Source organism: Kitasatospora sp. NPDC005856 (assembly GCF_040629945.1).
Taxonomy (GTDB): Bacteria; Actinomycetota; Actinomycetes; order Streptomycetales; family Streptomycetaceae; genus Kitasatospora.
This window is the reverse complement of the sequence record NZ_JBEXWT010000022.1, coordinates 72,030-98,153: the sequence shown is the minus strand read 5'-3', so window position 1 is coordinate 98,153 and position 26,124 is coordinate 72,030. Positions and strand designations below refer to the sequence as shown.

23 protein-coding genes are annotated in these 26,124 nt (G+C 74.1%); 7 read left to right on the top strand and 16 right to left on the bottom strand.

Annotation, left to right across the window (positions count from 1 at the left end):
• Positions 1–101: 101 nt before the first annotated feature.
• The 3 genes from ABZ449_RS16190 to ABZ449_RS16180 form a co-directional block, all read right to left on the bottom strand.
• Positions 102–1,532, bottom strand: coding sequence for a hypothetical protein (locus tag ABZ449_RS16190; RefSeq protein WP_360345942.1), 1,431 nt, complete (start codon positions 1,530–1,532; stop codon positions 102–104).
• 37 nt (positions 1,533–1,569) lie between these two features.
• The gene (locus tag ABZ449_RS16185) at positions 1,570–2,019 is read right to left on the bottom strand and encodes a hypothetical protein (RefSeq protein ID WP_360345940.1); all 450 of its coding nucleotides are present in this window, start codon (positions 2,017–2,019) and stop codon (positions 1,570–1,572) included.
• A 97-nt stretch (positions 2,020–2,116) separates the two neighbouring features.
• Entirely contained in the window at positions 2,117–2,854 is a 738-nt protein-coding gene (locus ABZ449_RS16180) for an endonuclease V (RefSeq protein ID WP_360345938.1), read from the bottom strand.
• 221 nt (positions 2,855–3,075) lie between these two features.
• On the opposite strand from ABZ449_RS16180, the gene ABZ449_RS16175 reads away from it, so the two are divergent.
• Entirely contained in the window at positions 3,076–3,348 is a 273-nt protein-coding gene (locus ABZ449_RS16175; protein ID WP_360345936.1) for a hypothetical protein, read from the top strand.
• Positions 3,349–3,384: 36 nt separating this feature from the next.
• Here the strand turns inward: ABZ449_RS16175 and ABZ449_RS16170 are convergent, their stop codons facing one another.
• Complete coding sequence (locus ABZ449_RS16170) at positions 3,385–4,137, bottom strand: RDD family protein (RefSeq protein WP_360345934.1); 753 nt, start codon at positions 4,135–4,137, stop codon at positions 3,385–3,387.
• A 72-nt stretch (positions 4,138–4,209) separates the two neighbouring features.
• Entirely contained in the window at positions 4,210–5,943 is a 1,734-nt protein-coding gene (locus ABZ449_RS16165; RefSeq protein ID WP_360345932.1) for an RDD family protein, read from the bottom strand.
• A gap of 405 nt (positions 5,944–6,348) precedes the next feature.
• Here ABZ449_RS16165 and ABZ449_RS16160 point away from each other — a divergent pair, with 405 nt between their 5' ends.
• Entirely contained in the window at positions 6,349–6,765 is a 417-nt protein-coding gene (locus ABZ449_RS16160) for an SsgA family sporulation/cell division regulator (RefSeq protein WP_360345930.1), read from the top strand.
• 182 nt (positions 6,766–6,947) lie between these two features.
• On the opposite strand, the gene ABZ449_RS16155 is transcribed toward ABZ449_RS16160, so the two are convergent.
• From ABZ449_RS16155 to ABZ449_RS16145, 3 genes are all read right to left on the bottom strand, one after another.
• Positions 6,948–8,348, bottom strand: coding sequence for a glycosyltransferase 87 family protein (locus tag ABZ449_RS16155; RefSeq protein ID WP_360345928.1), 1,401 nt, complete (start codon positions 8,346–8,348; stop codon positions 6,948–6,950).
• Positions 8,349–8,516: 168 nt separating this feature from the next.
• Positions 8,517–10,079, bottom strand: coding sequence for a HAMP domain-containing sensor histidine kinase (locus tag ABZ449_RS16150; RefSeq protein WP_360345926.1), 1,563 nt, complete (start codon positions 10,077–10,079; stop codon positions 8,517–8,519).
• Positions 10,076–10,780 carry a response regulator transcription factor gene (locus tag ABZ449_RS16145; RefSeq protein WP_360345924.1) on the bottom strand — a complete coding sequence of 235 codons (705 nt, stop codon included), beginning with the start codon at positions 10,778–10,780 and terminating at the stop codon, positions 10,076–10,078. The genes ABZ449_RS16150 and ABZ449_RS16145 overlap by 4 nt, the downstream gene beginning before the upstream one ends.
• Positions 10,781–10,914: 134 nt before the next feature.
• Here ABZ449_RS16145 and ABZ449_RS16140 point away from each other — a divergent pair, with 134 nt between their 5' ends.
• A complete protein-coding gene (locus ABZ449_RS16140) occupies positions 10,915–11,472 on the top strand; it encodes a hypothetical protein (protein ID WP_360345922.1) in 558 nt (185 codons plus the stop codon).
• Positions 11,473–11,508: 36 nt separating this feature from the next.
• Here the strand turns inward: ABZ449_RS16140 and ABZ449_RS16135 are convergent, their stop codons facing one another.
• A complete protein-coding gene (locus ABZ449_RS16135) occupies positions 11,509–12,051 on the bottom strand; it encodes a VOC family protein (protein ID WP_360345920.1) in 543 nt (180 codons plus the stop codon).
• A gap of 204 nt (positions 12,052–12,255) precedes the next feature.
• On the opposite strand from ABZ449_RS16135, the gene ABZ449_RS16130 reads away from it, so the two are divergent.
• Together ABZ449_RS16130 and ABZ449_RS16125 are read left to right on the top strand one after the other, a co-directional pair.
• The gene (locus ABZ449_RS16130; RefSeq protein WP_360345918.1) at positions 12,256–12,813 is read left to right on the top strand and encodes an Lrp/AsnC family transcriptional regulator; all 558 of its coding nucleotides are present in this window, start codon (positions 12,256–12,258) and stop codon (positions 12,811–12,813) included.
• A gap of 152 nt (positions 12,814–12,965) precedes the next feature.
• A complete protein-coding gene (locus tag ABZ449_RS16125; protein WP_360345916.1) occupies positions 12,966–13,736 on the top strand; it encodes a helix-turn-helix domain-containing protein in 771 nt (256 codons plus the stop codon).
• Between the two features lie 32 nt (positions 13,737–13,768).
• Here ABZ449_RS16125 and ABZ449_RS16120 read toward each other — a convergent pair whose 3' ends face one another.
• From ABZ449_RS16120 to ABZ449_RS16110, 3 genes are all read right to left on the bottom strand, one after another.
• Positions 13,769–14,575, bottom strand: a complete 807-nt coding sequence (locus tag ABZ449_RS16120; protein WP_360345914.1) for a S16 family serine protease — start codon at positions 14,573–14,575, stop codon at positions 13,769–13,771.
• A 38-nt stretch (positions 14,576–14,613) separates the two neighbouring features.
• Complete coding sequence (locus tag ABZ449_RS16115) at positions 14,614–15,264, bottom strand: helix-turn-helix domain-containing protein (protein WP_049654777.1); 651 nt, start codon at positions 15,262–15,264, stop codon at positions 14,614–14,616.
• Positions 15,265–15,645: 381 nt separating this feature from the next.
• Positions 15,646–17,478 (bottom strand): DEAD/DEAH box helicase, encoded by a 1,833-nt coding sequence (locus ABZ449_RS16110; protein ID WP_360345980.1) that lies wholly within the window; start codon positions 17,476–17,478, stop codon positions 15,646–15,648.
• Positions 17,479–17,790: 312 nt separating this feature from the next.
• On the opposite strand from ABZ449_RS16110, the gene ABZ449_RS16105 reads away from it, so the two are divergent.
• On the top strand, positions 17,791–18,216 hold the full coding sequence (locus ABZ449_RS16105; RefSeq protein WP_360345912.1) for an SsgA family sporulation/cell division regulator: 426 nt from the start codon (positions 17,791–17,793) through the stop codon (positions 18,214–18,216).
• A 158-nt stretch (positions 18,217–18,374) separates the two neighbouring features.
• Here ABZ449_RS16105 and ABZ449_RS16100 read toward each other — a convergent pair whose 3' ends face one another.
• Genes ABZ449_RS16100 through ABZ449_RS16090 form a run of 3 tightly spaced genes read right to left on the bottom strand, consistent with a single transcriptional unit; the run spans position 18,375 to position 22,908 of the window.
• Positions 18,375–20,978 carry a rhomboid family intramembrane serine protease gene (locus tag ABZ449_RS16100; protein ID WP_360345910.1) on the bottom strand — a complete coding sequence of 868 codons (2,604 nt, stop codon included), beginning with the start codon at positions 20,976–20,978 and terminating at the stop codon, positions 18,375–18,377.
• Complete coding sequence (locus tag ABZ449_RS16095; protein WP_360345908.1) at positions 20,945–22,270, bottom strand: alpha/beta hydrolase-fold protein; 1,326 nt, start codon at positions 22,268–22,270, stop codon at positions 20,945–20,947. Before ABZ449_RS16095 ends, ABZ449_RS16100 begins: the two co-directional genes overlap by 34 nt.
• Positions 22,267–22,908: a class F sortase gene (locus ABZ449_RS16090; protein WP_360345906.1), complete on the bottom strand. Its 642-nt coding sequence runs from the start codon at positions 22,906–22,908 to the stop codon at positions 22,267–22,269. The genes ABZ449_RS16095 and ABZ449_RS16090 overlap by 4 nt, the downstream gene beginning before the upstream one ends.
• Before the next feature lie 403 nt (positions 22,909–23,311).
• On the opposite strand from ABZ449_RS16090, the gene ABZ449_RS16085 reads away from it, so the two are divergent.
• Entirely contained in the window at positions 23,312–24,637 is a 1,326-nt protein-coding gene (locus ABZ449_RS16085; protein WP_360345904.1) for a hypothetical protein, read from the top strand.
• A 3-nt stretch (positions 24,638–24,640) separates the two neighbouring features.
• On the opposite strand, the gene ABZ449_RS16080 is transcribed toward ABZ449_RS16085, so the two are convergent.
• On the bottom strand, positions 24,641–26,080 hold the full coding sequence (locus tag ABZ449_RS16080) for an MFS transporter (RefSeq protein ID WP_360345902.1): 1,440 nt from the start codon (positions 26,078–26,080) through the stop codon (positions 24,641–24,643).
• Positions 26,081–26,124 lie beyond the last annotated feature (44 nt).

Below are 26,124 nucleotides of genomic sequence, written 5' to 3'. Positions count from 1 at the left end.
CGGCGGCTCGTCAAACCTGGTCACCCCACTCAGCGCGGCATCCCGCAGGCCACCGACCTGCGGGATGCGATCAGAACCGTTGTCCGCTAACGGACCGGATTTCATTCCACCACGTTCGGATTCACGGGCTTGGTTGACGCCCAGGTCTCCTCGTCCTCGACGAGGTAGTCCGGCCGCTTGCCTTCCTTCCCCCGGTCCTTCTTACGCCCTTGTGGCCCAGTCAGCGGCACACCGGAAGACACGCCGTTCGTACTCGCCACGCCCGGCTCACCCCTGAGGCGGTTCCGTGCCCCCAGGCCGGACCCACCTTCCGTGAATGCCTGCCTGCCCTGTGGTCCACCAGGCTTCGCCGTCTCTCCGGCGACCCCGCCGGGTCGTGCCAGAGAACCCCCTGGTCGCTTTCCAGCAGGCACTCCGCGGTCCCCGGCACCGATGCCGGGGGAGATTTCACCGGAGCCGCCACGAGCCCGGGCACCACGCGGCCCGGAACTCTCGATCGGCATCGCACCACCCGAGATGTCCCTACCACCGGGGCCCACCTTCCCCGGTCCGACGATGGGCCCACTCGGAGAGATGGTCGTCGGCCCGGTGGTACGAGGGGCCTCCGAACCGTGTCCGCCACCGAACGGACCGGTGGTGGGGCTTCCGGTCTGCACGAGATCCAGCCCGGAGGTCTGTGTCCCGGCAAGTGCGGGATTCGGCATGCTTCCACCAGTGGGGACCACCGGCCTGCCGGAGATGCCATCTCCAGCACCACGACTTGGAGGGACCGCCGGCTTCGAAAGGGCCTGCGCCGTACCGCCCTTGATCCCCGAGTCGGTCGGAGCCGGGGCGCTCTTCGCCACCGACCGAGCCGTCATCGGCGACTGGGAGGACTTGCGCTGAGGCGACGGGACAGTCGTCGTCCGTGTCGATGCTCCAGCCGCCCCCATCGAGGTGCCCGACACCATCGCAGCCGCCGTCGCCGCCGCTCCACTCGGATCGCCTTGGGCCCCGTCTGTCGGGTCGTCCCGGATCGGCTGTCGTGGCCTCAGGTCCAGCGGCGGCGGGGGCTTCAGGGCCGGGGTGGCGATGCGGTAGTGCATGGCGAGGGTTTGCATGATGGCGGCCGCTTCGGCCTTCTTGCGGTCGGCGACGGGGATGTGTTCGTCGTCGTCGCCGAAGAGGGCGTCGCCGACGGTGTCCTTGACCTTGTCCCAGTTGCCGGGTTCCTCGGGCATGTCGCGCTTGGCCTTGGCCATGGCCTCGGAGGTGCTGTGGAGGATGTTGGCGGCGTCGTTGGCGTAGGCGGCGGCGTTGTTGATGCTGGCGGCCAGGGTGAGCATGCGGGTGTGGAAGGCGTCGCTGGTGGTGCCTTCCCAGGTGGTGGCGGCTTCGGTGCTGGCCTTGGTGAGGGTCTGGCGGATCTGCTTGAGGGTGTCGGCGGCCTTGCGCCAGGGGTCGCCGGCGGCCATCACCGCGCCGGGGTCGAGGGCCTGGGCCATCGTGCGGAGCTGGGCGTGGCTGTACTTGGTGAAGTCGGTGTAGACCACGGGCCGGCGGCCTCCGTTCGGTCCGGGCGGGCGGCGGTCAGACGGTGGCGCTGCCGCGGGTGGACGGGGTGCGGTTCTGCTGGGCGGCGGCCTGGCTGCTCGCGGAGGGGTGTGCGACGGACCACCCGTCGTCGCCGAGCTTGAGCTTCGCGGCGGCGTGCCGGTCCTGTTCCTCGTAGTTGGTGGCGGTGAGGTCGGCCTTCTGCTGGGCCTCGTTCACGGCTTCCTGGAGCTGGTTGAGGACGTCGCGCAGCGCGTCCCGCATGGTGCCGTAGCGGCCGTGGATCTCGGTGGCCTCGGCGAAGCCGCCGAAGGCGTTCTTGCCGATGCCGCTGCGGCCGTGCGCGTCGGTTCCGTCGGCGTGCTTCTGGAAGTCGGCGAGGAGCAGCCGTACTTGGCCGGCGAAGGCGCGGAGCTGTTCGACTTCGATGCGGTAGCCCTGTCCGGCTCCGCCGGTGGATCCGGTACCGGTGCTCCCTGCTCCCATTTCGGCGCCTCCCCCGTGCGTCCGTCCCTGGCGGTCGGGGCCGGGCCCCGGTGTCTCATGTCTAACACATCGGGCCCGAATCCCGCCCGGGGCATGGTCAGTTCGCGGTCGTCCCGGTCCGTAGGGCGTCGGCGAGGGCGCGTCGGCAGAGGGAGTCGGCGTGCCGGGTGGTTTCGGGGAGGCGGTAGTGGCGGGCGAGGTCGAGGGTGGTGCGGACCGCGGTGTCGAGGCCGGTGCGGTGGCCGACGGAGACGAAGACGGGCTTCACGCCTTCCCTGGTGCGTACGGCGCGGCCGACCTCCTCGCCGGTGGCGGGGTCGGTGAGCGGGCTCCAGGAACCGCGGGGGGCGTCGGGTGCGTGGTGGTCGAAGGTGAAGGGGGTCTTGGCGACGCCGAGGGTGCGCAGTCCGGTGAGGACGCCGAGGTGGCTGGCGAGGCCGAGGCGGCGGGGGTGGGCGAGGCCGTAGCCGTCGCAGACGACGATGTCGGGGGTGCGGGTGAGCGCGGCCAACGCGTCGAGGACGGCGGGGAGTTCGCGGAAGGCGAGCAGGCCGGGGACGTAGGGGAAGGCGATCCGGCCGACGGCGGTGGCCTGTTCGACGACGGCCAGGGTGTCCCGGTCGAGCAGGACGGCCGCGGCGGCGACGAGGTCGTGGTCGTCGTCGTAGGCGACGTCCACGCCGGCGATCAGCGTGCCGGAGGCCGCGGGGGCGGGGTCACCGGAACCGGGGCCGCCGGGGCCCTCGTCGTCGTGGGCCTGGACGAGCGGGCGCAGCCGCTCCTGTTCGGCGAGCGCCTCGGCCTCGGTGGTGGGCCAGTCGGCGGGGATGGGCATGGTCGGGTCCCCCGGTGTGGTGGTGTGCGGTGGTGCGTGGTGTCGACGGGTCTCGGTTCACCGTACCGACCGGGCCGGACGACCCCGGGGTGAGCCCGTGCGCCCCCTGTGCCCCCGCGCTCGGGGTCTAGCCTGGACGTACCCGTCTCCCCGCGGGGTAGGACCACTGGAACCGGCACCATTCCCGCCCGTTTCCCCCGACGTGCGAAGGACCCCCCGCCATGCCGCGCCCCTCCGTCGCCCAGGCCTGCCTCGGCTCGTTCACCGTCGTCGCCTCCACGGTGGCACTGCTGGCCGCCTCGGGCGCTTCGGGCGTCCTGGCGGTCTCGGTGCTGGTGGGGTTCGCGCTGGCGCTCGGCACCGTGGTGACGGTGCTTTCGATGGCCGCCGCCGCAGCCAGGGCCGCGACCGCGGCGGAGGGCGCCGCGGACCCGGCGCGGGCGCCGCGCCCCGCCGCGGCAGCCGCCGGGCACGCGTACGCCCGGCAGCGCTGATCCGCCGCCGGGCGCAGGCGCGTCCCGTGCCGCCGCTCAGACCTCGGTGGTGACCACCACGGTCTTCGCTGCCTTGTCGTGCAGGCACTGCCGGTAGGGCTTGTCGAAGACGCCGAAGAACCCGTCGACGAGCCACCAGAGCGCGGCGCAGCAGAGCACGGCCGGGAGGATGAAGACGGCGGCGCGGGTCCAGGCGGCGGACGGGGTGGGCTTGTTCCCGTCGAGGAGCATGGCGACGCGGATCTTCATCGCCTTCTTGCCGAGGGTCTGGCCGTCCCGGCTGAGCATCAGGGCCTCGTAGACGAGGTAGATCGCGCAGCCGAGCCAGAACGCCTCGGTGGAACCGTTGCGCGTGCCGAGGTCGACGAAGGGCCCCACGACGATCACAGCGACGGCCTGCACCAGGGCGTAGTCGATCAGCCGGGCGAGGATCCGCTTGGGCCAGGTGCCGATCGGCGGCATGCCGGGGACGGGGCCGGCGCCGGGGGTGCCGTACGCGCCGGGGCCGTAGCCGGTGCCGTAGCCGGACGGCGGCTGGTCGTACGGGGGTTGGCCGTAGGGGTTCTGACCGGGAGTCGGCTCGCCGTACGGACTGCCGCCGTAGGTGCCCTGGTAGGCGCCGGGGCCGCCGGACGGGGCGTCGGACGGGGCGTCGGACGGGCCACTGGACGGGGTCGGGCCCGACGGCTCGCCTTCCGGCGTGCCGCCGCCCGGCTGCGGGGGCTGCTTGTCGAAGGAGGGCTTGCCGCCCCCTTCCGGCTGGGGGCCTGAGGGGTCGTGGGTGCTCATGACCCCGAGTAGAACATCGCACATTCTTGATGTTCGGGACATTCCGTCCGTTTTGCACCGGACCCTCCGGCCTCAGCCGCGCACCACCCGGGTACGGGCCGCGCGGTCCTGCCACCCCCGTCGCGCCGTCCGGTCGAACACCGGCCAGACCAGGCCGAGCAGCAGCACCGTGCCCAGCTGCCGCACGGCCCACCGCAGGAGCGAGCGGCCGAGGCTCAGCCTGGTCCGGGCGGCCGGGGCGGCGGTGTCCACCACGCGGATCCGGGCCAGTCTCTTGCCGAAGGTCTGGCCGGTGCGGGCGACCGGCAGCACCTCGTAGAGCAGGCTGACGAACAGCAGGATGCCGATCAGCACGGCGATCTTGCCCAGCACCACGTCGTCCACCAGCCAGACCTGGATCTGGCGCCGGCTGAGGGCGCTGGCCATCCGCGCCTGGTCGACCTTCTGCTGGAGGTGGTCGGTCACCGAGCGGCCGAGCGGAATCCCGGCGGCGACCGCGACCACCAGCAGCACGGCGGTGTCCACCGTCCGCGCCGCCAGGCGACGGCCGAGGCCGGCCGGCGCGGCGACCGGGGCGGTACGGGTGGTCCGGGCGGTACGGGTGGTCCGGGCGACTCCGGCGGTACGGGAGGGCGCGGGGGCGGGGCCGGTGGCCGGGCGAGGCTGGACGGCGGTCTCGCGAACCGTCCGCAGGGCGGGCAGCGGGGCGGCGGGGGCCGAGACCGGGGCCGTCACGGCGGCCGCGGCGACGGGCTTCGAGGCGACCTCCGTCGGGACCGGGACCGGGACGGGGGCCGGGACCGGGACGGGGACGGGGGCCGGGGCCGCCCGCTCGCCGATCACCGGCACCGGGCCCGAGGCCAGGACGGCCGACACCGGCGACTCCCGCACGGTCACCGCCGCGGCGGGAGCGCCGGCCGCGGCCGGTTCCCCGACAACCGCAGCATGCACGGGCTCCGCACGCCCCTCCTCCACATCGAGCGCCTCCGGAAGCACCCCCCAGGAGACCCAGCGCGACGCATCACCCGTGTCCATCAGGCCCCGCTGCGCCCGCGGGTCGGCCTGCCACCCGGACTCCCCGACCACGGGAGCCGGGGTCGGACCCGAACCCTGGCCCGGGCCCTGGGCGGCCTCGGGCGGCGCCGCGGCGGCGGCCACCGACTCGTCCACGACCCCGGGCAACTGTGCGCCGGCGAAGCCCGAGGGCACACCCGAGGCCACCCCCGCGGGCGCCCCCGGCAAGACCCCGGGCGAGACCCCCGGCGAAACCCCCGGCCCGTCGACCGTCCGGAACACCGGCCCGCCGATCACCTCCGCCACGCGCGGCCCGAGCACGAAGGAGGCCCCACCCGAGGTCTGGTCGAAGTACACCGGCCCGGTGTCACCCCCACCGGCGGGCAACCCGACCCGCACCTCCGCCACCGCACCCGACACCACCGGCTCCGACAGCACCGGTTCCGGACCCACCGGCTCCGGCCACAGCGGCTCCGGGCCCGCCGGCTCCGGCCACAGCGGCTCCGGACGCAGCGGCTCCGAAGCCACGGCCACCTCCGAAGCCGCGGCCCGCACCGGCACCACCGGCGGCCGCACCGCCCGCGCCGCCGCCCCCTCCGGGGCGGACCGCCGCGTCGCGTACCGGGGCGGCGCCAGCACCTCGCCCTCGGCGGGCGCGGGCCGGCTGGTGCCGGGCACCCAGGCCGAGCCGCCCCAGTACCGGACGAAGCCGGGGATGGAGGGGTCGGCGTAGTAGCCGGGCTCGGGTGCGACGGCCGGATCGCCGTCGACGGCGAAGGGGCGGTCCGTCATGGGGGTCTTCTTTCCTGGCAGGTCCTGACGAGGACGGCGCGGGCCGACCGGGCCCGTCCGCCGCAGACGCGTCCACCCGCGCACACGACCCGGCGCGCGCCCGGCACTCGGCGCGAGTGGGGGCGCCACCGATGGGCGGACAGTCGCCGGGCAGTCACAAAGGGTAGTACCTCACCGAAGCCCTGACGGGAAGTTCGCGATTCCCCGGACAGCGGGGGGTCGCCCAAGGTAGGGAACGCAGCGCACGACGATTGCTCGCGCGCCGCGCCACCCGCCGTTCACCACCCCTCACCAAACTTCCCGAAGAAATCCCGGAAACGTGTGTAAGAGCCGGTGCGGACCGCCCTCTCAAAGGTCACAGGGCCCGGAACCGGGCACCGCCCGAAGGCAGAGAGGAAGACGATCATGGAGCGTCCCGTCAGCGTCGTCGAGCACGAGCTGGAGCTCAACCTGGTGCTCTCGCCGGAGCACAGCGTCCCCGTTCCGGCCCGGCTGTCCTACGGCAGCCACGACCCGTACGCGGTGTACATGACCTTCCACCTGGACACCGGTTCGCCGGTGACCTGGGTGTTCGCCCGCGAGCTGCTGGTCGAGGGCACCTTCCGCCCGTGCGGTCAGGGCGACGTGCGGATCTGGCCGACCCGTTCGGGCCGGCGCAGCGTGCTCTGCCTGGCGCTGAGCTCGCCCGCCGGGGACGCGCTGCTGGAGGCCCCGCTGCCGGCCGTCGCGGCCTGGCTGGAGCGGGCGCACCGGCTGGTTCCGCCGGGCAGCGAGCTGGCCTCGCTGGACATGGACGGCTCGCTCGCCGAACTGCTCGCCTAGGCATGCGCCGCAGCGTGCACCGGCACGTCCAGCAGCACCGGCACGAACACGCACACCCGCAAGAACCCGACCGCGACCGCGACCGCGACCGCGAGAACGAGAACGAGAACGAGAACGAGCAGCGGGAACGGAAGCGGCGGAGCGGGAGCACAAGCAGGAGAAGGAGCGGCGCCCCCGCCGGCTCAGCGGGCCGCGGGGGCCTGCTGACGACCGCGGGCGGCGTCCGGTCCTCCGGCGTCCCGCTGTCCGGGCAGCCGGACCAGCGGCGCGCCGGCCGAACGCCGCCGGGCCCTTATCCGGACGGCGGCGGCGAGCAGGAAGCAGAGTCCGACCCACGGATAGACCGAGGTCGGCAGCTGGCGCCACGGTGACATGTCGAGGACGGCCGGGCCGACCGGCTTCGCGGCCCACATCGCGAAGGACAGGAAGGCGACCAGCGTGGCCCAGAAGACGGCCCGCCAGCGCAGTCGGCGGACGTCGGCCGGGCGGGCGTGCTCGGCCGAGGCCTCGGCGGCGAGCAGGACGAGCATCGGTACGCACCAGACCCAGTGGTGGGTCCAGCTGATCGGCGAGATCAGTACGGCGGTGACGGCCGCGCAGCAGACGCCCCAGGCTTCGGCCCGGGGCAGCCAGCGGCCGCTGCGCGCGGCCCAGGCGGAGACCGCGAGGCCGGCCAGCGCGATCAGGCCGGCCCCGATGGTGGCGATGGTGCCGGGGTCGGCGGTGTGCAGCAGGCGGGCGAAGGCGCCGCGCATCGACTGGTTGTCGACGATCCAGGTCTTGCCGACCCGGGAGGAGTCGTAGAGGTACTTGGTCCAGAAGCCCCAGGTGGCGTCCGGCAGGACCAGGGCGCCGAGCAGGAAGGTGCCGAGGAAGGTGAGGCCCGCCACGAAGGCGGCCCGGATCCGGCCGGTGATCAGCAGGTAGACCGCGAACAGGCCGGGGGTGAGCTTGACGCCGGCGGCGATGCCGATCGCCACGCCCTTGCTCCGCCGGCCGTCCGGACGGGTGAGGTCCCAGAGGATCAGGCAGGCCAGTGCGAGGTTGATCTGGCCGTAGCGGAGCGTGGTGAAGACCGGTTCGAGCCAGACCCCGAGGCCGGTCACCAGGATCACGCCGACCGGCCGCAGGTCGCGGCGCGGCCAGCCGACCAGCTTGAAGGACAGGTGGGTCAGCAGGGCGAGCAGCCCGACGTTGCCGAGAGTGATCGCCACCCGGAGGAAGGGGACCGGGAACCAGGTGGTCGGGACGAACAGCATCGCCGCGAACGGCGGGTAGGTCGCGGGCAGGTTCCACTCGGTGACGCGCAGCGCGTACAGGTCGGTGCCGTCGGCCACGGCGGCGCCCTCGGCCCGGTAGACGATCATGTCCACCATCGAGGTGTGGACGAAGTGCCGGACCACCGCGTACACCAGCAAGGACAGCAGCGCCACGGCGGAGGCCGCCAGCAGCGGACGGCGGGGGGCCTCGCGCAGCGCCCGCACGGGGGCGCCGAGGGCCCGGCGCAGCCGGTCCGACAGGGGGGCGGGCGAGGGGTCGGGTGCGGTCCGCACCGGGCTGCGCTCGTCTTGCACCGCTGTCACTGTCCACTCCGTCCACGGCTCGGCCAACCAGCGACGATACCGGATGCCGTTCGGAAGGGACCGGACACGATCGACTACGGAACGTGACGGATGGCCCTGGCCTGCCGTACTCCGCCGCGGGCGGACCCCGCGCGGGGAGGACCGCACACCCGCCACCCCGACCCGCCGTCACTTCTGGAACAGCGCGCCCCGGCTCCGCCGCCGTCCGCCCCGCGCGGGCTCCGCCTCCTGCGGCCCGGTGCGCAGCCGCAGCCGGGTCTCGGCGCCGCCGAGCACCGCGGAGCGGCCGAGCGCGACGTCCCCGCCGGTGGACTCGGCGAGCTTGCGGACGATGTCCAGGCCGAGGCCGGTGGAGCCCTCGCCGCCGTGCCCCTCGCCCCGCTTGAGGGCCGCGGCCGGGTCGCTGTAGCCCGGTCCGGCGTCGCCGACCAGCACGATCACCGAGCAGTCGGTGGCGAGCACGTCCACCGAGAAGGCGGTGCCGACGGCGGTGTGCCGGAAGACGTTGCCGAGCAGCGCGTCGACGGCGGCCGCGAGGTCCCCGCGCTGGACGGACACCGGCGCCGCCCGTTCAACGCCGGCCAGCTGCCAGCGGCGTCCCTCGTCCTCGGCCAGTGCCGACCAGAAGGCGACGCGTTCCCGGATCACCTCGGCGGCGTCGCAGCCGACCGCGACGGCGGGCGCGTCCTCGGGGGCGCGCCGGGCCGAGCGGATGATCTGGTCGACCTCGCGCTCCAGCTGGGCGACCCCGTGCCGGGTGGCGTCGGCCGCGTCGCCCTCGCCGAGCGAGGCGGCGTTGAGCCGCAGTACGGTCAGCGGGGTGCGCAGCCGGTGCGACAGGTCGGCGGCCAGTTCCCTTTCGGCGGCGAGGAGTTGGACCACCCGGTCGGCCATGGTGTTGAACGCCTGGCCGGCCTCGCGCAGCTCCTCGGGGCTGCCGTCGGCCTGCCGGCCCTCCACCGGGACCCGCACCGAGAGGTCCCCGGCACCGAGCGAGCGGGCGGCGGCGGCGAGCTTGCGCGCGGAGGCGACGATGCGGCTGCCCATCCGATCGGCGACCAGCACCGAGATGGCGACCAGGCCGAGCGCCACGGCGGAGAGCACCTGCCAGGCCGTGGCGACGCCCCGGGTGAGGTCGCTCTCGGCCACGAACACCTCGACCACCGCGGTCCGCCCGGTGTCCACCGCGACGGGCTGGAGCAGGGCGTACCCGCCGGCCACCTTCACGGTGAAGGAGCGGCCCTGCCCGCCGGCCGTGGCCACGTCGGCCGTGGTGGCGCGCCCCTCCCCCAGCGTCGGGCCCCCGGGCTCGCCCTCGCCGGCCCGAACCGCGGCAGCGTCGCCGCCACCGCCACCACTGACGCCACCGCCACCGACACCGCCACCTCCGCCGCTGACGCTGACGCCGCCGCCGCCGCCGCCGCCGTGGAGCGCATCGCCGCCGCCCGCCCCGGCGGGCTGCCCGGCCGCCGGAAGGTGCACCGCCATCCGCCTCTGCCCGCCGGCGTCCGTACTGGCCAGGGCCCGGGTGATCGCCTCCTCGTCGGTGGTGATCGCCAGGGCCGGCCCGAGCGCCGCGGCCTGCCGCTCGGCGGCGGTGAACGCCCGGTCCCGCGCGGTCTGTTGGACCATCAGCCCGAGCGGGATCAGGAAGGCCAGCGCGACCATGGTGGTCCCGGCGACGGCGGCCTTGATCAGGGCCCAGCGCAGCGAGCGCCCGAACCGCCTCATGTCCGGTGCTCCGCCAGGCCCCCGGCGGCTTCCAGCCGGACCCCGACGCCCCGGACGGTGTGCAGGTACCGGGGGTTGGAGGCGGTCTCGCCGAGCTTGCGGCGCAGCCAGGAGAGGTGGACGTCGATGGTCTGGTCGCCGCCGTAGGTCTGCTGCCAGACCTCGGCGAGGATCTCCTTGCGGGGCACCACCACGCCGGGCCGGGCGGCCAGGAAGGCCAGCAGGTCGAACTCGCGGCGGGTCAGGTCGAGCGGTCTCCCGTCCAGCGCGGCCTCCCGCCGCTGGAGGTCGATGGCCAGTCCGCCGACCCGCAGCACCTGGGCGACGGGTGCCGTTCCGCCGCCGAGGCGGCGCAGCACGGCGGTCATCCGGGCGCTGAGGTGCTCCCCGGAGAAAGGTTTCACCAGGTAGTCGTCCGCGCCGTCGTTGAGCAGCCGGATGATCTCTGCCTCGTCGTCCCGGGCGGTGGAGATGATCACCGGCACATTGGTCAGGCCGCGGATCATCTTGAGTGCCTCGCTGCCGTCCAGGTCGGGCAGGCCGAGGTCGAGGATCACCAGGTCGCAGCCGACCTGGGCGACCTCCCGCAACGCCTCCAGAGCCGTGCCCACGCTGCGGACCGCGTGACCGGTGTCGGTCAGGTGGCGGATGAGGGCGGAACGTACGAAGGGGTCGTCCTCGACCACGAGCACTGTTGCCATGGGCCTGCACGGTACGCCATCGCCGGTCAGTGGTCTGTACCTCGGGGGTGGGTCCGGACATTGTGCAACTCCCCTGCCGAATACCGGGGGTGCCGGTCTCCATCCGTTTGGAAATACGGCAGGATGTGCGGACGATGCGGAACGGACTGGTACAGCTCGGCGCCTGGGCGGCGGCCACCGGGGCGGCGGTGGCGCTGTCCTGGCTCGGCGTGCACGCGGTGCTGACCGGCGCCGCCTTCGAGCAGCCCGGGGCGATTCCGCTGCCCTCCCCGAAGGCCGACGGCACGCCGCACTCCGCGCCCGCCACCCCGGAACAGCCGCACTCCACCGCACCGCCCACGACCCCTCCCCCGGCGGCCTCCCCGACCACCACCACAGCCGCCACGGCCGCCACCGCACCGCACGGCCCGATGCCCGGAACCACCGCCGCGTCGCCCACCCGCAGGCCCGCCCCCACCGCCACCGCGACGTCCACGGTGAAGAGCTACCCGATCCCGGGCGGCAAGGTCGCGCTGGACCTGAAGCCGGACCGGGCCACCCTGGTGTCCGCCACCCCGGACCCCGGCTGGCAGATGCAGGTGTGGACCGACGGCCAGTGGCTGCGGGTGGACTTCACCCGCGGCGACGAGGCCAACTCGGTCTTCGCCTCCTGGAACGGCCACGCGCCGATCGTGGAGACGGTGGTCCGCTGAGGCGCGACCGCGGACGCCCGGTCAGGCGGCGGGCCGTCAGAAGCCGTCGCGCGGCACGTACCCCGGGAGGTACGGCCCCACGTACCCCGCCCGGTCCACCAGCGTGTGCCTGGTCCCGCCCGGCACCCCGATGGTGGCCAGCACCACCGCGCCGTAGTCGTCCCGCGCCTCGTAGGGCTCGGCCAGCGACAGCGCGCCCCGGTCCACCGCGTAGTCGTAGGCGTAGTAGACGTCCGGCACGCTCACCGCGAGGTCCAGCACCCCGTCCCCGTACCGGTCGAGGTACGCGGTCAGCTCCCGGCCGCGCGGGCCGGTGGCCCGCACCGGGGAGGTGAGCACGATCCGCGTGCCCGGCGCGGCGAGCACGTACGAGAGGGTCTCCGGCTCACCGGTGTCCGGCCCGGCGTACGCGGTGCAGCGCAGCCCGAGCGCGGCGCAGTAGCGGCGGGCCGCCCGCTCGGCGTCGGTGACCGCGAAGACCACCGCGTCGGCGCGGCCCATCGGCAGCGGCCCGGCCTCCGCCGGATCCATCACGAGGCCGGCCCCGAACAGGGCGGGTTCGGCGGCGGTGTCGGTCATGACTGCCCTCCCGGTAGGCGTACGCACCATCCTGGCCGCCCCCGGCAGCGGGGGTGGGGCCCTGAGCACGGGGGTGTGGCTGGAGGGTGTCGCCGGGCCGACCCGCGCGCAACTGTTCCGTTTCCTCCTGGTCAAGCTGTGCCCCGGAGCGGGAGAATCGGCCGCGCCGCTGTACAGAATGCCCACCCCAGGACGGTGCCGTCGATGCCTCCCGCCCGCGTTCCGAGCTCCTCCGGCTCGCCCGACTCCGCCGCGCCGCAAGGCACTTCCGCCGCCCCGGCCGGCAGCACCAACGACGCCATCGACGCCCTGGACGGCCGGCTGATCCGGCTGCTCGCCGAGGAGCCCCGGATCGGGGTGCTGGAGTGCTCGCGCCGGCTGCAGGTCGCCCGGGGCACCGTGCAGGCCCGGCTGGACCGGCTCCAGGCCAAGGGCGTGATCGGCGGTTTCGGCCCGGAGGTGGACCCGGCGGCGATCGGCTACCCGGTGACGGCCTTCGCCACCCTGGAGATCTCCCAGGGTCAGGGGGCGGACGTGCGGGCCCACCTGGCGAGCGTGCCGGAGGTGCTGGAGCTGCACACCATCACCGGGATCGGGGACATGCTGGTGCGGATCGTGGCCCGTTCCAACGCCGATCTCCAGCGGGTGATCGACCGGGTGCTGGGCTTCGACGGGATCGTCCGCTCGTCCACCGCGATCGTGCTGGAGAACCCGGTGCCGTACCGGATCCTGCCGCTCGTGGACCAGGCCGCCGCCGAGTAGGAGGATCCGATGGCCCCGACGCGCCGATTTGGCACGTTCGTGCGGCGCCGACGGCCGCAAGATCTCCATATGAACGTTCTACTACTTCTCGCGCCGCCCGCCGGCCCCCCGATACCCCCGGCGGCCGCGCCCTCCCCCGGGTCGGCCCCGGCATGACGGACGCGGTCGCGGCGAACGGTCCCGCCCCCACCCTCATCGCCTCCGCCCAGCGCGCCCTGCGCCTGCTGGAGGCGGCCGCCCGCTACCCCAAGGGCGCCACCGCCAAGCAGCTCGCCCGGGACACCGATCTGGCCCTGGGCACCGCCTACCACCTGCTGCGCACCCTGGTGCACGACCACTACCTGGAACGCCGCAAGGGCCTCTACCTGACCGGTCCGGCGGTCGCCGGGTTGGTCCGCTACGACGGCCCGGCGACCGGCCGGGCCCGGCTCAAGGCACTGCTGGGCATGCTCGCCGACGAGCTCTCCGCCGCCGTCTACTTCACCTGGTACCGGCACGGCGAGGTGGAGCTGGTCGAGGCCGCCGAGGCCCCGGGCGCGCCGCTGATCGACCGGAACTGCTTCCGGGCCGCCGCCCACGCCACCGCGTCGGGCAAGACCGTGCTGGCCCTGATGACCGCCGAGGAGCGCCGGGACCACCTGGCCCGCTACCCGATGGTGCCGTTCACCCCGTACACCCTGCGGGACCCGGCCTGCCTGCCACTGCTGCCGCGCCAGGGCCCGCGACGGGTCGTCCCGATCACCCAGTTCCAGGAGTACGAGATCGGCACGGCCGGTGCGGCGGTGCCGATCGTCGCGGGCAACGGCATCGGCGCGATCTCGGTCTCCCTACCGATGGCCCAGGCCCACCGGCTGGCCGGGATCGCGAGCCAGCTGCACACCCGGATGGGCGACGACTTCGCCGCAGTGGCCTTCGGGATCTGACCCCGCCGGGGCCGGCGGCCCCGGCGCCCCGGTCAGCAGGACGGGACGCTGCCGCCGCTCCTCAGCGCCTGGAGGGCGGAGACCGACTCGGCGAGGGTGCCCACCGGCACCAGGCGCAGCGACGGCGGGGTGTTCACCTTGGCGTCCGTGCACTCGTCCTTGGGCAGGAGGAACACCGTCGCCCCGTCCCGGGCGGCCGCCTGCGTCTTCAGGGGGACGCCGCCGACCGGGCCGACGGTGCCGTCCTCGTCGATGGTGCCGGTGCCCGCGATGGTGAGCCCGCCGGTGAGGTCGCCGCCCTTGCCGTCGCCGGCCAGCTTGTCGACGATGCCCAGCGCCAGCATCTGGCCGGCGCTCGGGCCGCCGACGTCGCCCAGGTCGATCTTGACCTTCACCTGGTCGGGCGACAGGTGGAGGTAGCTCAGCGCGGCCGCGGTGGCGGCGTCCTGGGACTCGGCCATCTGCTGGGCGGTCACCTCCTCGGCCTTCGCCGGGTCGGTCTCCGGGTAGACCGTCTCGGTCGGGCGCACCGCTTCCTTCTGGTCGAACCAGGCCCGCATCGAGCGCCAGAAGGTGTTCGTCTGCCCCGCGTTGGTCGCCGTGATGGTGACCATCCGCAGCTCGCCCTCGGTGGTGCGCAGCGGTGCCCCGGTGATGGTGAGCACCGGCCTGTCCTGGTACGAGCCCAGGGTGTCCGCGGTCAGCCCCGGCCAGGTGAGGGTGTACGGCAGCGGGACGAAGGCGGCCACGCCGAACAGCGCGGCGACCAGCACGCCGCACAGCGTGAGCGTGCGGGTCCGCGGGGAGGTGAGGGCCTTGGGGAGCTTGGTGTCGGACACAAGGGGAATCCAAACACACCCGACACCGTGTGCGGGCGCTACCTCAGGGCGTCGGCCACCTCGGTGGCCGCCTCCACCACTCGGGGGCCGACCCGCTCGGGCACCATGCCGTTCAGCATCACCACGCCGACACTGCCCTCGATGCCGCTCAGCCCGACCAGCGCGGCGGCCGCCCCGCTCGCGCCGGACTGCTCCTCCGCACGGGTGATGACGAAGCCCTGCTCGGGCCTGCGCTGGCTGGGGAAGGTGCGCGCCTCCAGGATCGCCCGGCCGGCCGCGCTCTCGGTGAGCGGGTGGCGCAGGCCGGTCCGGTAGGCGACGTGGAAGTCGGTCCAGCTGGGCTCGACCACGGCGACGGCCAGTGCCTCGTTGCCGTCGACCAGGGTCAGGTGGGCGGTGGCGCCGAGGTCCTCGGCGAGGCTGCGCAGGGCCGGCAGCGCGGCCTCGCGCAGCAGCGGGTGCACCCGGTGCGCGAGGCGCAGCACGCCGAGGCCCACCCGGGCGCGCCCGCCGATGTCCCGGCGGACCAGGCCGTGCTGCTCCAGGGTGGCCAGCAGCCGGTAGACCACCGTCCGGTTGACGGCCAGCCGGGCCGCCAGCTCGGTGACGGTGAGCCCTCGCTCGGAGTCGGCGAGGAGCTTGAGGACCCGGACGCCGCGGTCCAGGGTCTGGGAGGTCTCGGCAGTCACGGCGGGCAATCCTTTCCGCGGCGCTCGCGGGGCGGGCGGCGCCGTTCCAAGGTCGGTGTCGCGCGCGGGTGGGGGGTGGCCGCGCTCGGGCCGCACGGCGTCGTCCTCGACGCGCACGGCCCCGCGACGCCGTCCCGCGGGGGTTGCCCGGCGGAAGAGCGTGGGGGAAAGGTAGTGAAGGAAATGACGCGACGGAAGTGGTTGTCCAAAATTCGGGCGTGATCGACTTCAACACCGCTTCGGATTCCGGACAAATCCCCGCGATTCGCCGGGTGTACCGGGGTGCGGACGCGCCCCCGGTCCGATGTCCGGACGCGCCCCCGCTCCGGCGCCCGAAGGCGCCGGAGCGGACGGGCGGTGCGGAGCCCGCCGCCCGTCCGGCTACTTGGCCCACTCCCGGATCTTCGCGATCCGCGCCTTGAGCTGGTTGGCGGTGGCCTGCGCGGTGAGCGGCCCGCCGCACTGGCGGCGCAGCTCGTTGTGGACAGTGCCGTGCGGCTGGCTGGTGCGGTGGTGCCAGGCGGCCACCAGCGCGTTCAGCTCCTTGCGCAGCTCCCGCAGCTCCTGGTGGGTGACCACCGGCCGCTGCTCGGCCGGCAGCTCCAGCAGGTCGGCCTCCTCGGCGGGCTTGGTCCTGCTGCGCTGGATCTGCCGGTGCTGGCGCTTCTGGAGCAGCATCTGCACCTGGTCCGGCTCCAGCAGGCCCGGGATGCCGAGGTAGTCCTCCTCCTCCTCGCTCCCCGGGTGGGCCTGCATGCCGAACTCCATGGCGTTGTACAGCACCCGGTCGAAGACCGCGTCGGAGCCCAGCGCCTCGTAGGAGAACTCCTCGCCGCCCGCGCCGTCCGGCCCGTCGTTGGCCCGCTCGGCCTCGGCGAGCAGCCGGTCCTCCTCGTCGAAGAGGCCGTCGCCCTCCTTCTTCGGCCGGTCCAGCACGTGATCGCGCTGGAGCTCCATCTCGTTGGCGAAGCCCAGCAGCAGCGGGATGGTCGGTAGGAAGACGGAGGCGGTCTCGCCTCGCTTGCGGGCGCGCACGAAGCGGCCGACGGCCTGGGCGAAGAACAGCGGGGTGGAGATCGAGGTCGCGTACACCCCGACGGAGAGCCGGGGCACGTCGACGCCCTCGGACACCATGCGGACGGCGACCATCCAGCGCGAGGTCCCCTCCGCGTAGTCGGAGATCCGCTTGGACGCCTCGGCCTCGTCCGAGAGCACCAGGGTGACCTTCTCGCCGCTGATCTCGCGCAGCATCTTGGCGTACGCCCGGGCCACGTTCTGGTCGGTGGCGATGACCAGCCCGCCGGCGTCCGGGATCGCCTTGCGGACCTCGGTGAGGCGCCGGTCGGCGGCCTGGAGCACGGCCGGGATCCACTCGCCCTGCGGGGACAGCGCGGTGCGCCAGGCCTGGGCGATCAGGTCCTTGGTCATCGGCTCGCCGAGCCGGGCCTCCAGCTCGTCGCCGGACTTGGTGCGCCAGCGCATGTTGCCGCTGTAGCTGAGGAAGATCACCGGGCGGACGACGTGGTCGGCCAGCGCGTGCCCGTAGCCGTAGGTGTAGTCGGCGACGGACTTGCGGATGCCGTCGCCGCCGGCCTCGTACGCCACGAACGGGATCGGGTTGGTGTCCGAGCGGAACGGCGTACCGGTCAGCGCCAGTCGGCGGGTGGCCGGCTCGAAGGCCTCGAAGCAGGCCTCGCCCCAGGACTTGGAGTCACCGGCGTGGTGGATCTCGTCCATGATCACGAGGGTCTTGCGGGCCTCGGTCCGGTTGCGGTGCAGCATCGGGTTGACCCCGACGCCCGCGTAGGTGACCACGATGCCGTGGTAGTCCCGGGACAGCGGCCCGGAGGAGTACGCCGGGTCCAGCCGGATGCCTATCCGTGCCGCGGCCTCGGCCCACTGCTTCTTCAGGTGCTCGGTCGGCGCGACGACGGTCACCTGCTGCACCAGGTGGTTGTGCAGCAGGTAGGAGGCGAGGGTGAGCGCGAAGGTGGTCTTGCCCGCGCCCGGGGTGGCGACCGCGAGGAAGTCGCGCGGCTGCGTCTCGATGTACTTGTCCAGCGCGCCCTGCTGCCAGGCCCGCAGCTTGCCCGCGGTGCCCCAGGGGGCGCGGCCGGGGAAGGCCGGGGAGAGGTGGTGCGAACCGGCGGGCGCGGCATGGCCGACGGATCGGGCGGGCGCCTGCGACTCCGGGGCGTCGGAGAAGAGCGGCATCGAGGAGGCGGCGGCAGTACTCACGGTCTCCGAGGGGGGATCATCGCAGGTCAGAGGCGGTTTTGCGGCCTCGCCCCGCGGTCGGGCGGCGATCGGACAACCCGCCCAGCGTACCGGTCCGGCGCCGTTCGGGCCTCCAGGCGAGGCTCCGCGCCGGGCCCACGCGGCCGGAAATCGATGTGACCCGGATCACAGGAAATGCCCCGTGGAACCCGGTAATCACCACCGGTCCCGGGACTCTCACCAGGGTGAGGCCGCACCAACCCCCACCTGCCGCCGCGCGGCCTCGCACCGAACCGAAGGGACCACCCCGTGCGCACCGTCGAAGAGACCGTCCAGGCCCGCCTGATCCTCTCCACCCACCGCTCGGTCCGGCTGCGGGTGGTGCTCTCCTACCTGCCGGAGGACCCGCTGGCCGTCCGGATGGCCTTCCCGGCCGAGTTCTCGCTGGACGACCCCGCCGAACGCCGGGACTCCGAGGACATCGTCTGGATCTTCGCGCGCCAGCTGCTCTCGGCCGGCATCGAGCTGCCGGCCGGCGCCGGCGACGTCCACGTCCGGCCCGCGGTCGGCCGGCGCACCATGATCGAGCTGCGGGCCCCCGAGGGCACCGCACTGGTCCAGTTCGACACCGCCGACCTGCGCCGCTTCCTGTGGCGCAGCCGGCTGCTCGTCCCCGAGGGCGAGGAGCACCTGCACCTGGACGCCGACCGCGCGCTCGCCCAGCTGCTCGGCTGACGGGCGCCGGCGTCCGGGAGCGCCCCAGCGCTTCCGGGCCGTGACGCGCCCGTCCGCCCCCGGCCGGTGAGTCGCCCGCTCGCCGGCGGGTCGCCGACGGCAACCCGGGTCCGGGGCCCGGGAAGCCCGTACGGTCGCCCGCCCGCCTCCCGGGCGGATCAGCCCGAGAGCTTGCGCATCAGCCGGACGCCCTGGGCCGCCGTCAGGTGCGGCAGGTACGCCTTGCCGATCGCCCTGGTGATGCCGGGCAGCGCGGCCGGGTCGGGGTACGCCATGTACATCGGCCGGTACTCCGGCTGGAACTTCGCCTTGAACGCGAGCAGCGAGCGGAAGCCGTACACCGGCTCCAGCACCTTGCCCATCCAGTCCAGCATCCGCTGCAGCCCGGTGGGCTCCCCGTCCTGCCCGGTGCGGGCCAGCGGCGCGCCCGACAGCGACAGGAAGCGCGCACCCTCCTCCTTGAAGCCGAGCGCGGCCGAGGCGATCAGGAACTCGCTGACGCCGCGGAAGCCGTCCGAGCGCCGGCGCATGAAGTCCAGCGTCCAGCCGACCGGCACGCCGTCCTCGTACACCGGCATCCAGCTGGTCAGCCCGTGCACCACCCGCTGCTCGTCCACCGCGACCAGCACCCGCACGTCCGGGTCGTCCAGCTCCTCCAGCCCGCCGAGCGTGAAGCCCATCTCCGGCAGGCCCTTCTCGGAGACCCACTCCTCGGAGATCGCCCGGATCTGCTCCCGCAGGGCGAGCGGCGCCTCGTGGTACGACCACCACTCCGCGGAGATGCCCTGCTTGCCGGCCTTGTTGAGGGCGGTGCGGATGTCCTGCCACTTGCGGCCGGTGAAGGCCAGCTCGGGCAGCGGCACCACGGTGTCCTCGGCGACCTGCAGCGAGCGCCAGCCGAGCTGCGCGGCGGCGGCCCTGGTCTCGCCGCAGACGCTGTAGAAGCACGGCGTCCAGCCGCGCGCGTCGCAGTACCGGGCGAAGCCGGCCACCGCCCGGGCCCGGTCCTCCGGCGCGCCGAAGGGGTCGCCGGTGGTCAGCGCGACGGTGCCCACCACCCGGTAGGCGACGGCCGCCCGGCCCTCCTCGTCGAACCAGTAGTGGTTGCCGTCCCAGGTGGTGATGAACGAGAGCGTCCCGCCGCCGTGCTCGGTCAGCAGCGCCCGGGCCCGGGCGGCCGCCGCCGCGTCGGTGTGCAGCACCGGGCGGCGGAAGACGGACAGCAGCACGGCCAGCGCGACGGCCCAGAACGCCAGCCCGCAGTACGTCTCCAGGAAGCGCGCCACCGGCCCGACCGCGATCGGGTAGTCCGGCAGCAGGTCGTTGTACGCGGGCGGCAGGAACTGGGCCGGCAGTCCGGCCACCAGCCGGCGGGCGGTCGCCCCCGGCTCGAACTCCCCGGCCGCCAGCCTCCCGACCCCCACGTAGGTGGCCGCGGAGGCGAGCGCCGCGCCGCCGAGCACCAGGGCCAGCCGGCGCACCGAGCGGCCGGACAGCCGCAGCGGGAAGCGCTTGCGGGTGACCACCAGCAGGACGGTGGTCAGCAGCGGCAGCAGCAGCGCCTCGACGAAGTACTGCACCACGTCGCGGCTGACCGGCCCGGCGTCCAGGTACAGCCAGCACAGCAGCGCCGCCCAGAGCAGCTCGGTGGCCACGGTGACCAGCCAGGCCAGCCGCAGCCCCCGGCGCAGCCCCTCGGCGAGCACCAGCAGCAGCGCCGGGAAGAGCGCGGCCATCATCCGGCCCGGGGTGTCGAAGATCCGCACGACGGCGTGCGCGCGGGCGCAGTCGTGCGCCGACAGCGCGCAGAAGTCGGCGACCTCCTCCGGACTGAGCCGGTGCGACAGGTACAGCTCCGAGAAGGTGTTGAACGGCCCGCTGGCGTTGTCGTACAGCGAGGCCAGCAGCGGCCCGAAGGCGGCGGCGACCAGGCAGAGCGCGACCAGCACCCGGGTCTCGGAGTGCGAGGAGCGGTGGGTGCGCAGGTGCGGGCGGCCCCGGCTGACCAGCGCGCCGAGGCCGAGCCCGGCCAGCGCGGCGGCGCACCGCTGGACGCTCTGCAGGTGGCCCACGTACAGCGTCATCACCAGCGGGACGAGCAGCACCAGCAGGTGCAGCCGGCGGCGCCAGAGCACGGTGAGCCGGTACCCGAGCACCCCGGCCAGCGCGAACACGCCGACGCCCGGGCCGACCGAGATCTGATCGGCCACCGAGGCGGTCCACTGCTCCCCCGCCGCGGAGCCGCACGCGACCAGCGCGGTGCCCAGCAGGGTGCCGACGACCTGCCCGCCGACCAGCACCGCGAGGGTGCGCGGCCGCCCGAGCCGGTGCTCGGCGGCCGGGCCGACCAGGAGCAGCAGCAGGCTGGTGAACACGTACGAGCCGCTGCCCGAGCACCAGAACATCGAGGTGACCGGCGTCCACCAGTGGCCCTCGGCCAGTGTGGACAGGCCGATCCCGGCCCGCTCCAGCAGCCGGTCGGACGGGCCGTGGCCCAGGCTGCCGGTGGCCGCGCCGAGCAGCCAGAGCCCGGCCAGCAGGGTCAGCGTCAGCGGCGCCGAGCGCAGCCGGGAGCCGAGCACCCTGGCCGCCCGCCGCACGCGCTGCGGGCGCGGCTCGGCCGTGCGGGTGACCGGGGCCCGGTCGGTGCCCCGCTCGGCCGCCCGCTCGGCGTCCGGCCCGGGCCCGCGCTGTTCGCCGACGGTGGCCAGTACGGTCCCCGCCCCGGTCACCGGGTCAGCCCGGTCTGCTGGGCGAGCCACGGGAGCTGCTCGGCGATGCCGGGGCGGAAGACGACCCAGCCGTGGCCGCCCGGCATCAGGTCGAACTTGGCCTTCATTCCGGCCGCCTGCGCGGCCCGGTAGACCTTCTCCATCTGCGGTCTGAACTCCTCGTCGGTCTCGCCGACGACCAACGCGACGTTGGTGTCCGGGAACTTCTTGCGGGCCATCACCTGGAGCGGATCGACTGCGTCGAACTTCTTCTCGTCACCACCGAACGCGGCCTTGACGGTCTGTTCCCGGCTGCCGAGGGTCGGTTCCTCCTGCCCGGACATGTCGAGGACGGTGCCGTACACGTCGGGCGCGTTGACGCCGAGCTGGAGCGCGCAGGTGCCGCCCATGGAGGCGCCCCCGATCGCCCAGGCGGTGCGGCCGGTCGCGGCCTGGAGATTCTGGTGGACCCAGGCCGGCACGTCCACCGCCAGGTACGTCTGGGTGTTGGCGATCTTGGAGTCGAGGCAGAGCGTGTTGTTCCAGGTGGAGCCGAGCTGATCGGGCATCACCACGATCGGCGCGAGGCCGCCGTGGTCCGCGGCGTAGGCGTCCAGCGCCTCGTTGATCTGCGCGGAGAGCACCCAGTCCCCCGGGATGCCGGGCTGACCGGTGATCATCACGACCACCGGCAGCAGCGGCCGCGGGGTGGCCTGGTAGGCGGGCGGGAGGTAGACGTACGCGTCGCGGGCCTTGAAGCCCGACTTGGTGCCGGGGATCGGCACCACCGAGACGGTGCCCTTCTCGGGCAGGTCCGCCGGGGGCTTCCAGACCTCCTCCAGCGACGTGCCGGGCGGGGCGCCCACGACCTGGCCCGCCTTGGTGGCGACCAGCCCGTCGGTCTTGGTCAGCCACGGCGCCAGCATCACGCGCCCGCTCGGGAACTGGCCGAAGCCGATGTTGACCTCGGAGGAGGCCATCAGCAGCACCAGGCCGCTCAGGCCCAGGGCGATCCCCCGCCGCCGCCAGGTGAGTCGGCTCATCCGGTAGCCGGCCAGACAGAGCCCGAGCAGGGCGACGGCTATCCACTCGGTGACGTACCGGGGGGTGCCCTCCGGGAAGGGGTGCCACCAGCCGTCGACCACGACGTCCAGCAGCCAGCTGAGAGCGGCCGCGGTGAACAGCGCGGCGGGCAGGCGGACCCGCCACCAGCTGCGGTCGCGGCCGATGGCGAGCGCGAACAGCGCCGCCCAGCCGGCCGCCAGCACGGCGTGCGGGATCAGGCCCTCGGTGAGCGGCCAGTCGATCGGGTTCCAGCGAGTGGCAAGGGTCAACGTGCTCATGCGGCTTTGCCCGGCGGGGTCGTGTCGGCCAGGAATCCGTAGGCGACGACGTTGCCGTCGTAGCCGTGTTCCTCGCTGTACGAGCCGCCACAGGTGATCACCCGCAGCTGCGCGTCAGCGGCCTGACGATAGACCCGGTCGTCCGGGAAGTCCTTTCGGTCGTGCACTTCGATGGCGTAAAGCTGGTAAACGGCGGTGGCGCCGTCCGCCCGGGCGATCTCGATCCGATCCCCCCGACGGAGCGCGCCCAGATGATAGAAGACCGCGGGTCCGGCCCTGTTGTCGACGTGCCCCGCGAGGATCGCGGTGCCGCGCTGACCGGGGCTGGCCCCGCCGCGGAACCAGCCCGCCAGGTTGCGGTCCGCCTCGGGCGGGGCCTGGAGGTGACCCTCGGCGTCCAGCCCGAGCGGGGCGACCGGGGCGTCCAGCCGCACCGCCGGGATGCGGATCCGGGTCGGCGCGGACGGGCCGAGCGGCGGGACGATCGAGACCGGCGCGATCCCGGCCTGGGCCTGGCCGGCCCCCGGCACGGGCGGCAGCGACGAACCCCCGTCGTGCAGCAGCCAGGCCCCGAGCACCAGCGCGGCACCCGCCGCCAGGGTGCCCGGCCACGGGCCCCTGCTCTGCTGGACGCCCACGGGCGCTCCCCTCTGCCGACGGAAATCCCGCTTCCTGGGAGTTTCCTGGGAACATTCAACCGGAACGGACTGTAAGGCACGTCCATACGACGGTCGTATCGGCACCCGCCGATCGGCAGGGCAGACGGCCTCTTCCGTGCGCCGTGTGGGCGCCCGGTCGCGGAGCGCGACGACCGCCCCCCGCATGCGCTCGCCGTGGGAACACGCCCGACACGACCTACCGACGGTTCCACGGCCCCGGTCGGTTGCGGCGTTCGGGCGATCGCTCACGACCGTGCGCTGTGCCGCTACGACCGGCCCCACCCCCGTGCCATGCTGACCCGGTCACGGGTTCCTCCGCCACGCGTCCGACCGGACTCCGCACTCCCCGCACGCCGCCCACCGCCTCACGAACGGAGTGACCATGGAAGCCCTCTCACGCCGCACCCTGCTGACGGCCGGCGCCGCCACCGCCGCCGCCCTGGCGGCCGGCTGCGGCAGCAACCACGCCACCGGCGGGGAGCGGGCGACCGGCGGCGCCGCCCCGGCCACCGGCGCGGCCGACGAGCAGGGCACCACCCCCACCCCGGCCCCGGCCCCCCAGCCGCAGGCCGTCCTGATCGGCGACGGCTCCACCTCGGACACCGGCGCCCAGCCGCACCAGCCCGTCCCCGAGCGGCTGCGGCCCGGCCAGCGCCCGCCGCAGTTCGTGGTCTTCTCCTGGGACGGCGCCGGCGAGCTCGACAACGGCCTGTTCGCCCGCTTCCGCCGGCTGGCCCAGGAGCACGACGCGAAGATGACCTTCTTCCTCAGCGGCCTCTACCTGCTGCCCGAGTCCAAGAAGGACCTCTACCGCCCGCCGCAGCACAAGGTCGGCGCTTCCGACATCGGCTACCTGAGCGACCAGCACATCCGCGTCACCCTGGAGAACGTGCACGCGGCCTGGACGGAGGGCCACGAGATCGGGACCCACTTCAACGGCCACTTCTGCGGCTCCACGGGCGTCGGCCGCTGGTCCCCGGAGGAGTGGGACAGCGAGATCCAGCAGGCGATGGACTTCGTGACGAACTGGCGCACCAACACCGGCTTCACCGACCTGCCCGCGCTGCCCTTCGACTACCGCAAGGAGCTGATCGGCGGCCGCACCCCCTGCCTGGAGGGCCAGCGCAACCTGCTGCCCACCGCGGTCAGGCGCGGCTGGCGCTACGACAGCAGCGGCAACGGCACCCAGGTGTGGCCGCAGAAGATCCAGGGCGGCGCGCTGTGGGACCTCCCGCTGCAGTCCATCCCGTTCCCCGGGCACACCTTCCAGGTGCTCTCGATGGACTACAACATCATGTACAACCAGTGCGGCCCCAACACCAAGGCCGACCCGGCGCTCCACCCCGGCTTCCAGGCCCAGGCCCGCGACGCCTACCTGATGGGCTTCGACCGCACCTACAACGGCAACCGGGCGCCGTACGTCATCGGCAACCACTTCGAGGAGTGGAACGGCGGCATCTACATGAACGCCGTCGAGGACGCCCTCAGGGCCATCGCGGACAAGCCGGAGGTCCGGCTGGTCTCCTTCCGGCAGCTGGTCGACTGGCTGGACGCCCAGGACCCGGCGGTGCTGCGCAAGCTCCAGACCCTCGCCCCGGGGCAGTCCCCGGCCGGCGGCTGGGAGGCCTTCCTCGGCGCCCCGGCGGGGGCCGTGGCCCCCGCCGACGCCCCCACCGGGGCAACCGCCGGCGCCACCGCCGGCAGCTGACCGTCAGGCCCTCGTCCGCACCCGCCCGGAGAGCAGCGCGCCGAGCACCGCGACACCGGCCATCGACAGCAGGATCACCGCGAAGGCGCCGGGCGAGCCGGCCGCCCCGCCGCCCTCGTGGGCGGCGGCGAGCGAGCCGCCGCCCAGCGCCGCGAACATCACTCCGGCCAGACCGGTCAGCAGCACGTTGCCCAGCGCGTCGCTCATCTGCAGGGCGGCCGAGTTGGCCCCGGCGTCCTCCGGCGTGGAGAGCTTCATCATCAGCACGCTGACGCTCGCGATCGCCATCCCCATCCCGACGCCGCCGACGCCCCAGGCCGCCGACGCGGCCCAGGCCGGCACCGCCGGGAACAGCACCAGGGCGGCGCCCGAGATCGCCACCGCGGTCAGCACGAAGCCTCCCCGGATCATCACCGTGCGGTAGCGCTCCGCCCCGGGCCGGCCCTGGAGCCAGGAGCCGAGCGCCCAGGTGAGACCGCCGCTGGTCAGGGTCAGGCCGGCCAGCGTCGGGGACAGCTCGCGCTGGGTGGTCATCATCAGCGGGATGAAGGCCTCGGCCGCGAAGAACGCCCCCGCGGCCACCCCGCGCAGCAGGATCACGGTCGGCAGTCCCCGACCGGCCCGCAGGGTCCGCGCCGGCAGCAGCCCCAGGACGGCCGGCACGAGCAGCGCCGCCCCGGCGATCCCGGGCAGCAGCCCGATCAGATCGCGCCGCTGGCCCGCGTACTGCAGCAGGCCGGCGCCGACCGCCGCCATCGCGGCCAGCAGGGTGCGCCGACGGTCGAAGGCCGCGCCCCTGACCACCGGGTGCTCCCTCTCCGAGCGGCGCAGCGCCGGGCCCATCACGGCCAGCGGCAGCAGGATCAGCACCGGCACCGCCAGGAACACCCAGCGCCAGCCCAGGTGCTGGGTGACGGCCCCGGAGACCAGCGGGCCGATGATCGAGGGCAGCACCCAGGCCGAGGAGAAGGCCGCGAACACCGCGGGCCGCAACCGCTCCGGGTAGGCCCGGCCGACCACCACGTACAGGGCGACGATCACCAGCCCGCCGCCCAGGCCCTGGATGGCCCGCCCGGCCACGAACACCCACATCCCGGGGGCCGTCCCGGCCACCACCAGTCCCACGCCGAAGACCGCGATGCCGGTGAACAGCGGCCGCAGCGGGCCGCTGCGGTCGCACCACTGGCCGGAGACGACCAGGGCGAACAGGGTGGTGGTGAAGTAGCCGGAGAAGGCGAAGGCGTACAGCCCGAGCCCGTGCAGCTCGCGGGCCGCGGTCGGCATCGCGGTGTTGACGGCCGTCGCCTCGAAGGCGATCACCAGGACCACCGAGACGATCCCCAGCGTCAGCGCGCGGTAGCGGCCGCCGAGGACTCCTCCGCCGGGGTCGTCGTCGGGGGATATCGGTACGGGGTCGACCGAGGTGGGGGAGGCAGTGGTCATACGTGACATGGTAAGAGCCGTCAGCCTCGATGACCCCTGACCCC

Coding starts and splice junctions, on each gene's coding strand:
- ABZ449_RS16085 (WP_360345904.1), top strand. CDS start 23,312: ATGGAAGCCCTCTCACGCCGCACCCTGCTGACGGCCGGCGCCGCCACC.
- ABZ449_RS16080 (WP_360345902.1), bottom strand. CDS start 26,080: ATGACCACTGCCTCCCCCACCTCGGTCGACCCCGTACCGATATCCCCC.
- ABZ449_RS16145 (WP_360345924.1), bottom strand. CDS start 10,780: ATGGCAACAGTGCTCGTGGTCGAGGACGACCCCTTCGTACGTTCCGCC.
- ABZ449_RS16125 (WP_360345916.1), top strand. CDS start 12,966: ATGACGGACGCGGTCGCGGCGAACGGTCCCGCCCCCACCCTCATCGCC.
- ABZ449_RS16130 (WP_360345918.1), top strand. CDS start 12,256: ATGCCTCCCGCCCGCGTTCCGAGCTCCTCCGGCTCGCCCGACTCCGCC.
- ABZ449_RS16110 (WP_360345980.1), bottom strand. CDS start 17,478: ATGCCGCTCTTCTCCGACGCCCCGGAGTCGCAGGCGCCCGCCCGATCC.
- ABZ449_RS16165 (WP_360345932.1), bottom strand. CDS start 5,943: ATGACGGACCGCCCCTTCGCCGTCGACGGCGATCCGGCCGTCGCACCC.
- ABZ449_RS16135 (WP_360345920.1), bottom strand. CDS start 12,051: ATGACCGACACCGCCGCCGAACCCGCCCTGTTCGGGGCCGGCCTCGTG.
- ABZ449_RS16160 (WP_360345930.1), top strand. CDS start 6,349: ATGGAGCGTCCCGTCAGCGTCGTCGAGCACGAGCTGGAGCTCAACCTG.
- ABZ449_RS16180 (WP_360345938.1), bottom strand. CDS start 2,854: ATGCCCATCCCCGCCGACTGGCCCACCACCGAGGCCGAGGCGCTCGCC.
- ABZ449_RS16140 (WP_360345922.1), top strand. CDS start 10,915: ATGCGGAACGGACTGGTACAGCTCGGCGCCTGGGCGGCGGCCACCGGG.
- ABZ449_RS16175 (WP_360345936.1), top strand. CDS start 3,076: ATGCCGCGCCCCTCCGTCGCCCAGGCCTGCCTCGGCTCGTTCACCGTC.
- ABZ449_RS16095 (WP_360345908.1), bottom strand. CDS start 22,270: ATGAGCACGTTGACCCTTGCCACTCGCTGGAACCCGATCGACTGGCCG.
- ABZ449_RS16170 (WP_360345934.1), bottom strand. CDS start 4,137: ATGAGCACCCACGACCCCTCAGGCCCCCAGCCGGAAGGGGGCGGCAAG.
- ABZ449_RS16150 (WP_360345926.1), bottom strand. CDS start 10,079: ATGAGGCGGTTCGGGCGCTCGCTGCGCTGGGCCCTGATCAAGGCCGCC.
- ABZ449_RS16185 (WP_360345940.1), bottom strand. CDS start 2,019: ATGGGAGCAGGGAGCACCGGTACCGGATCCACCGGCGGAGCCGGACAG.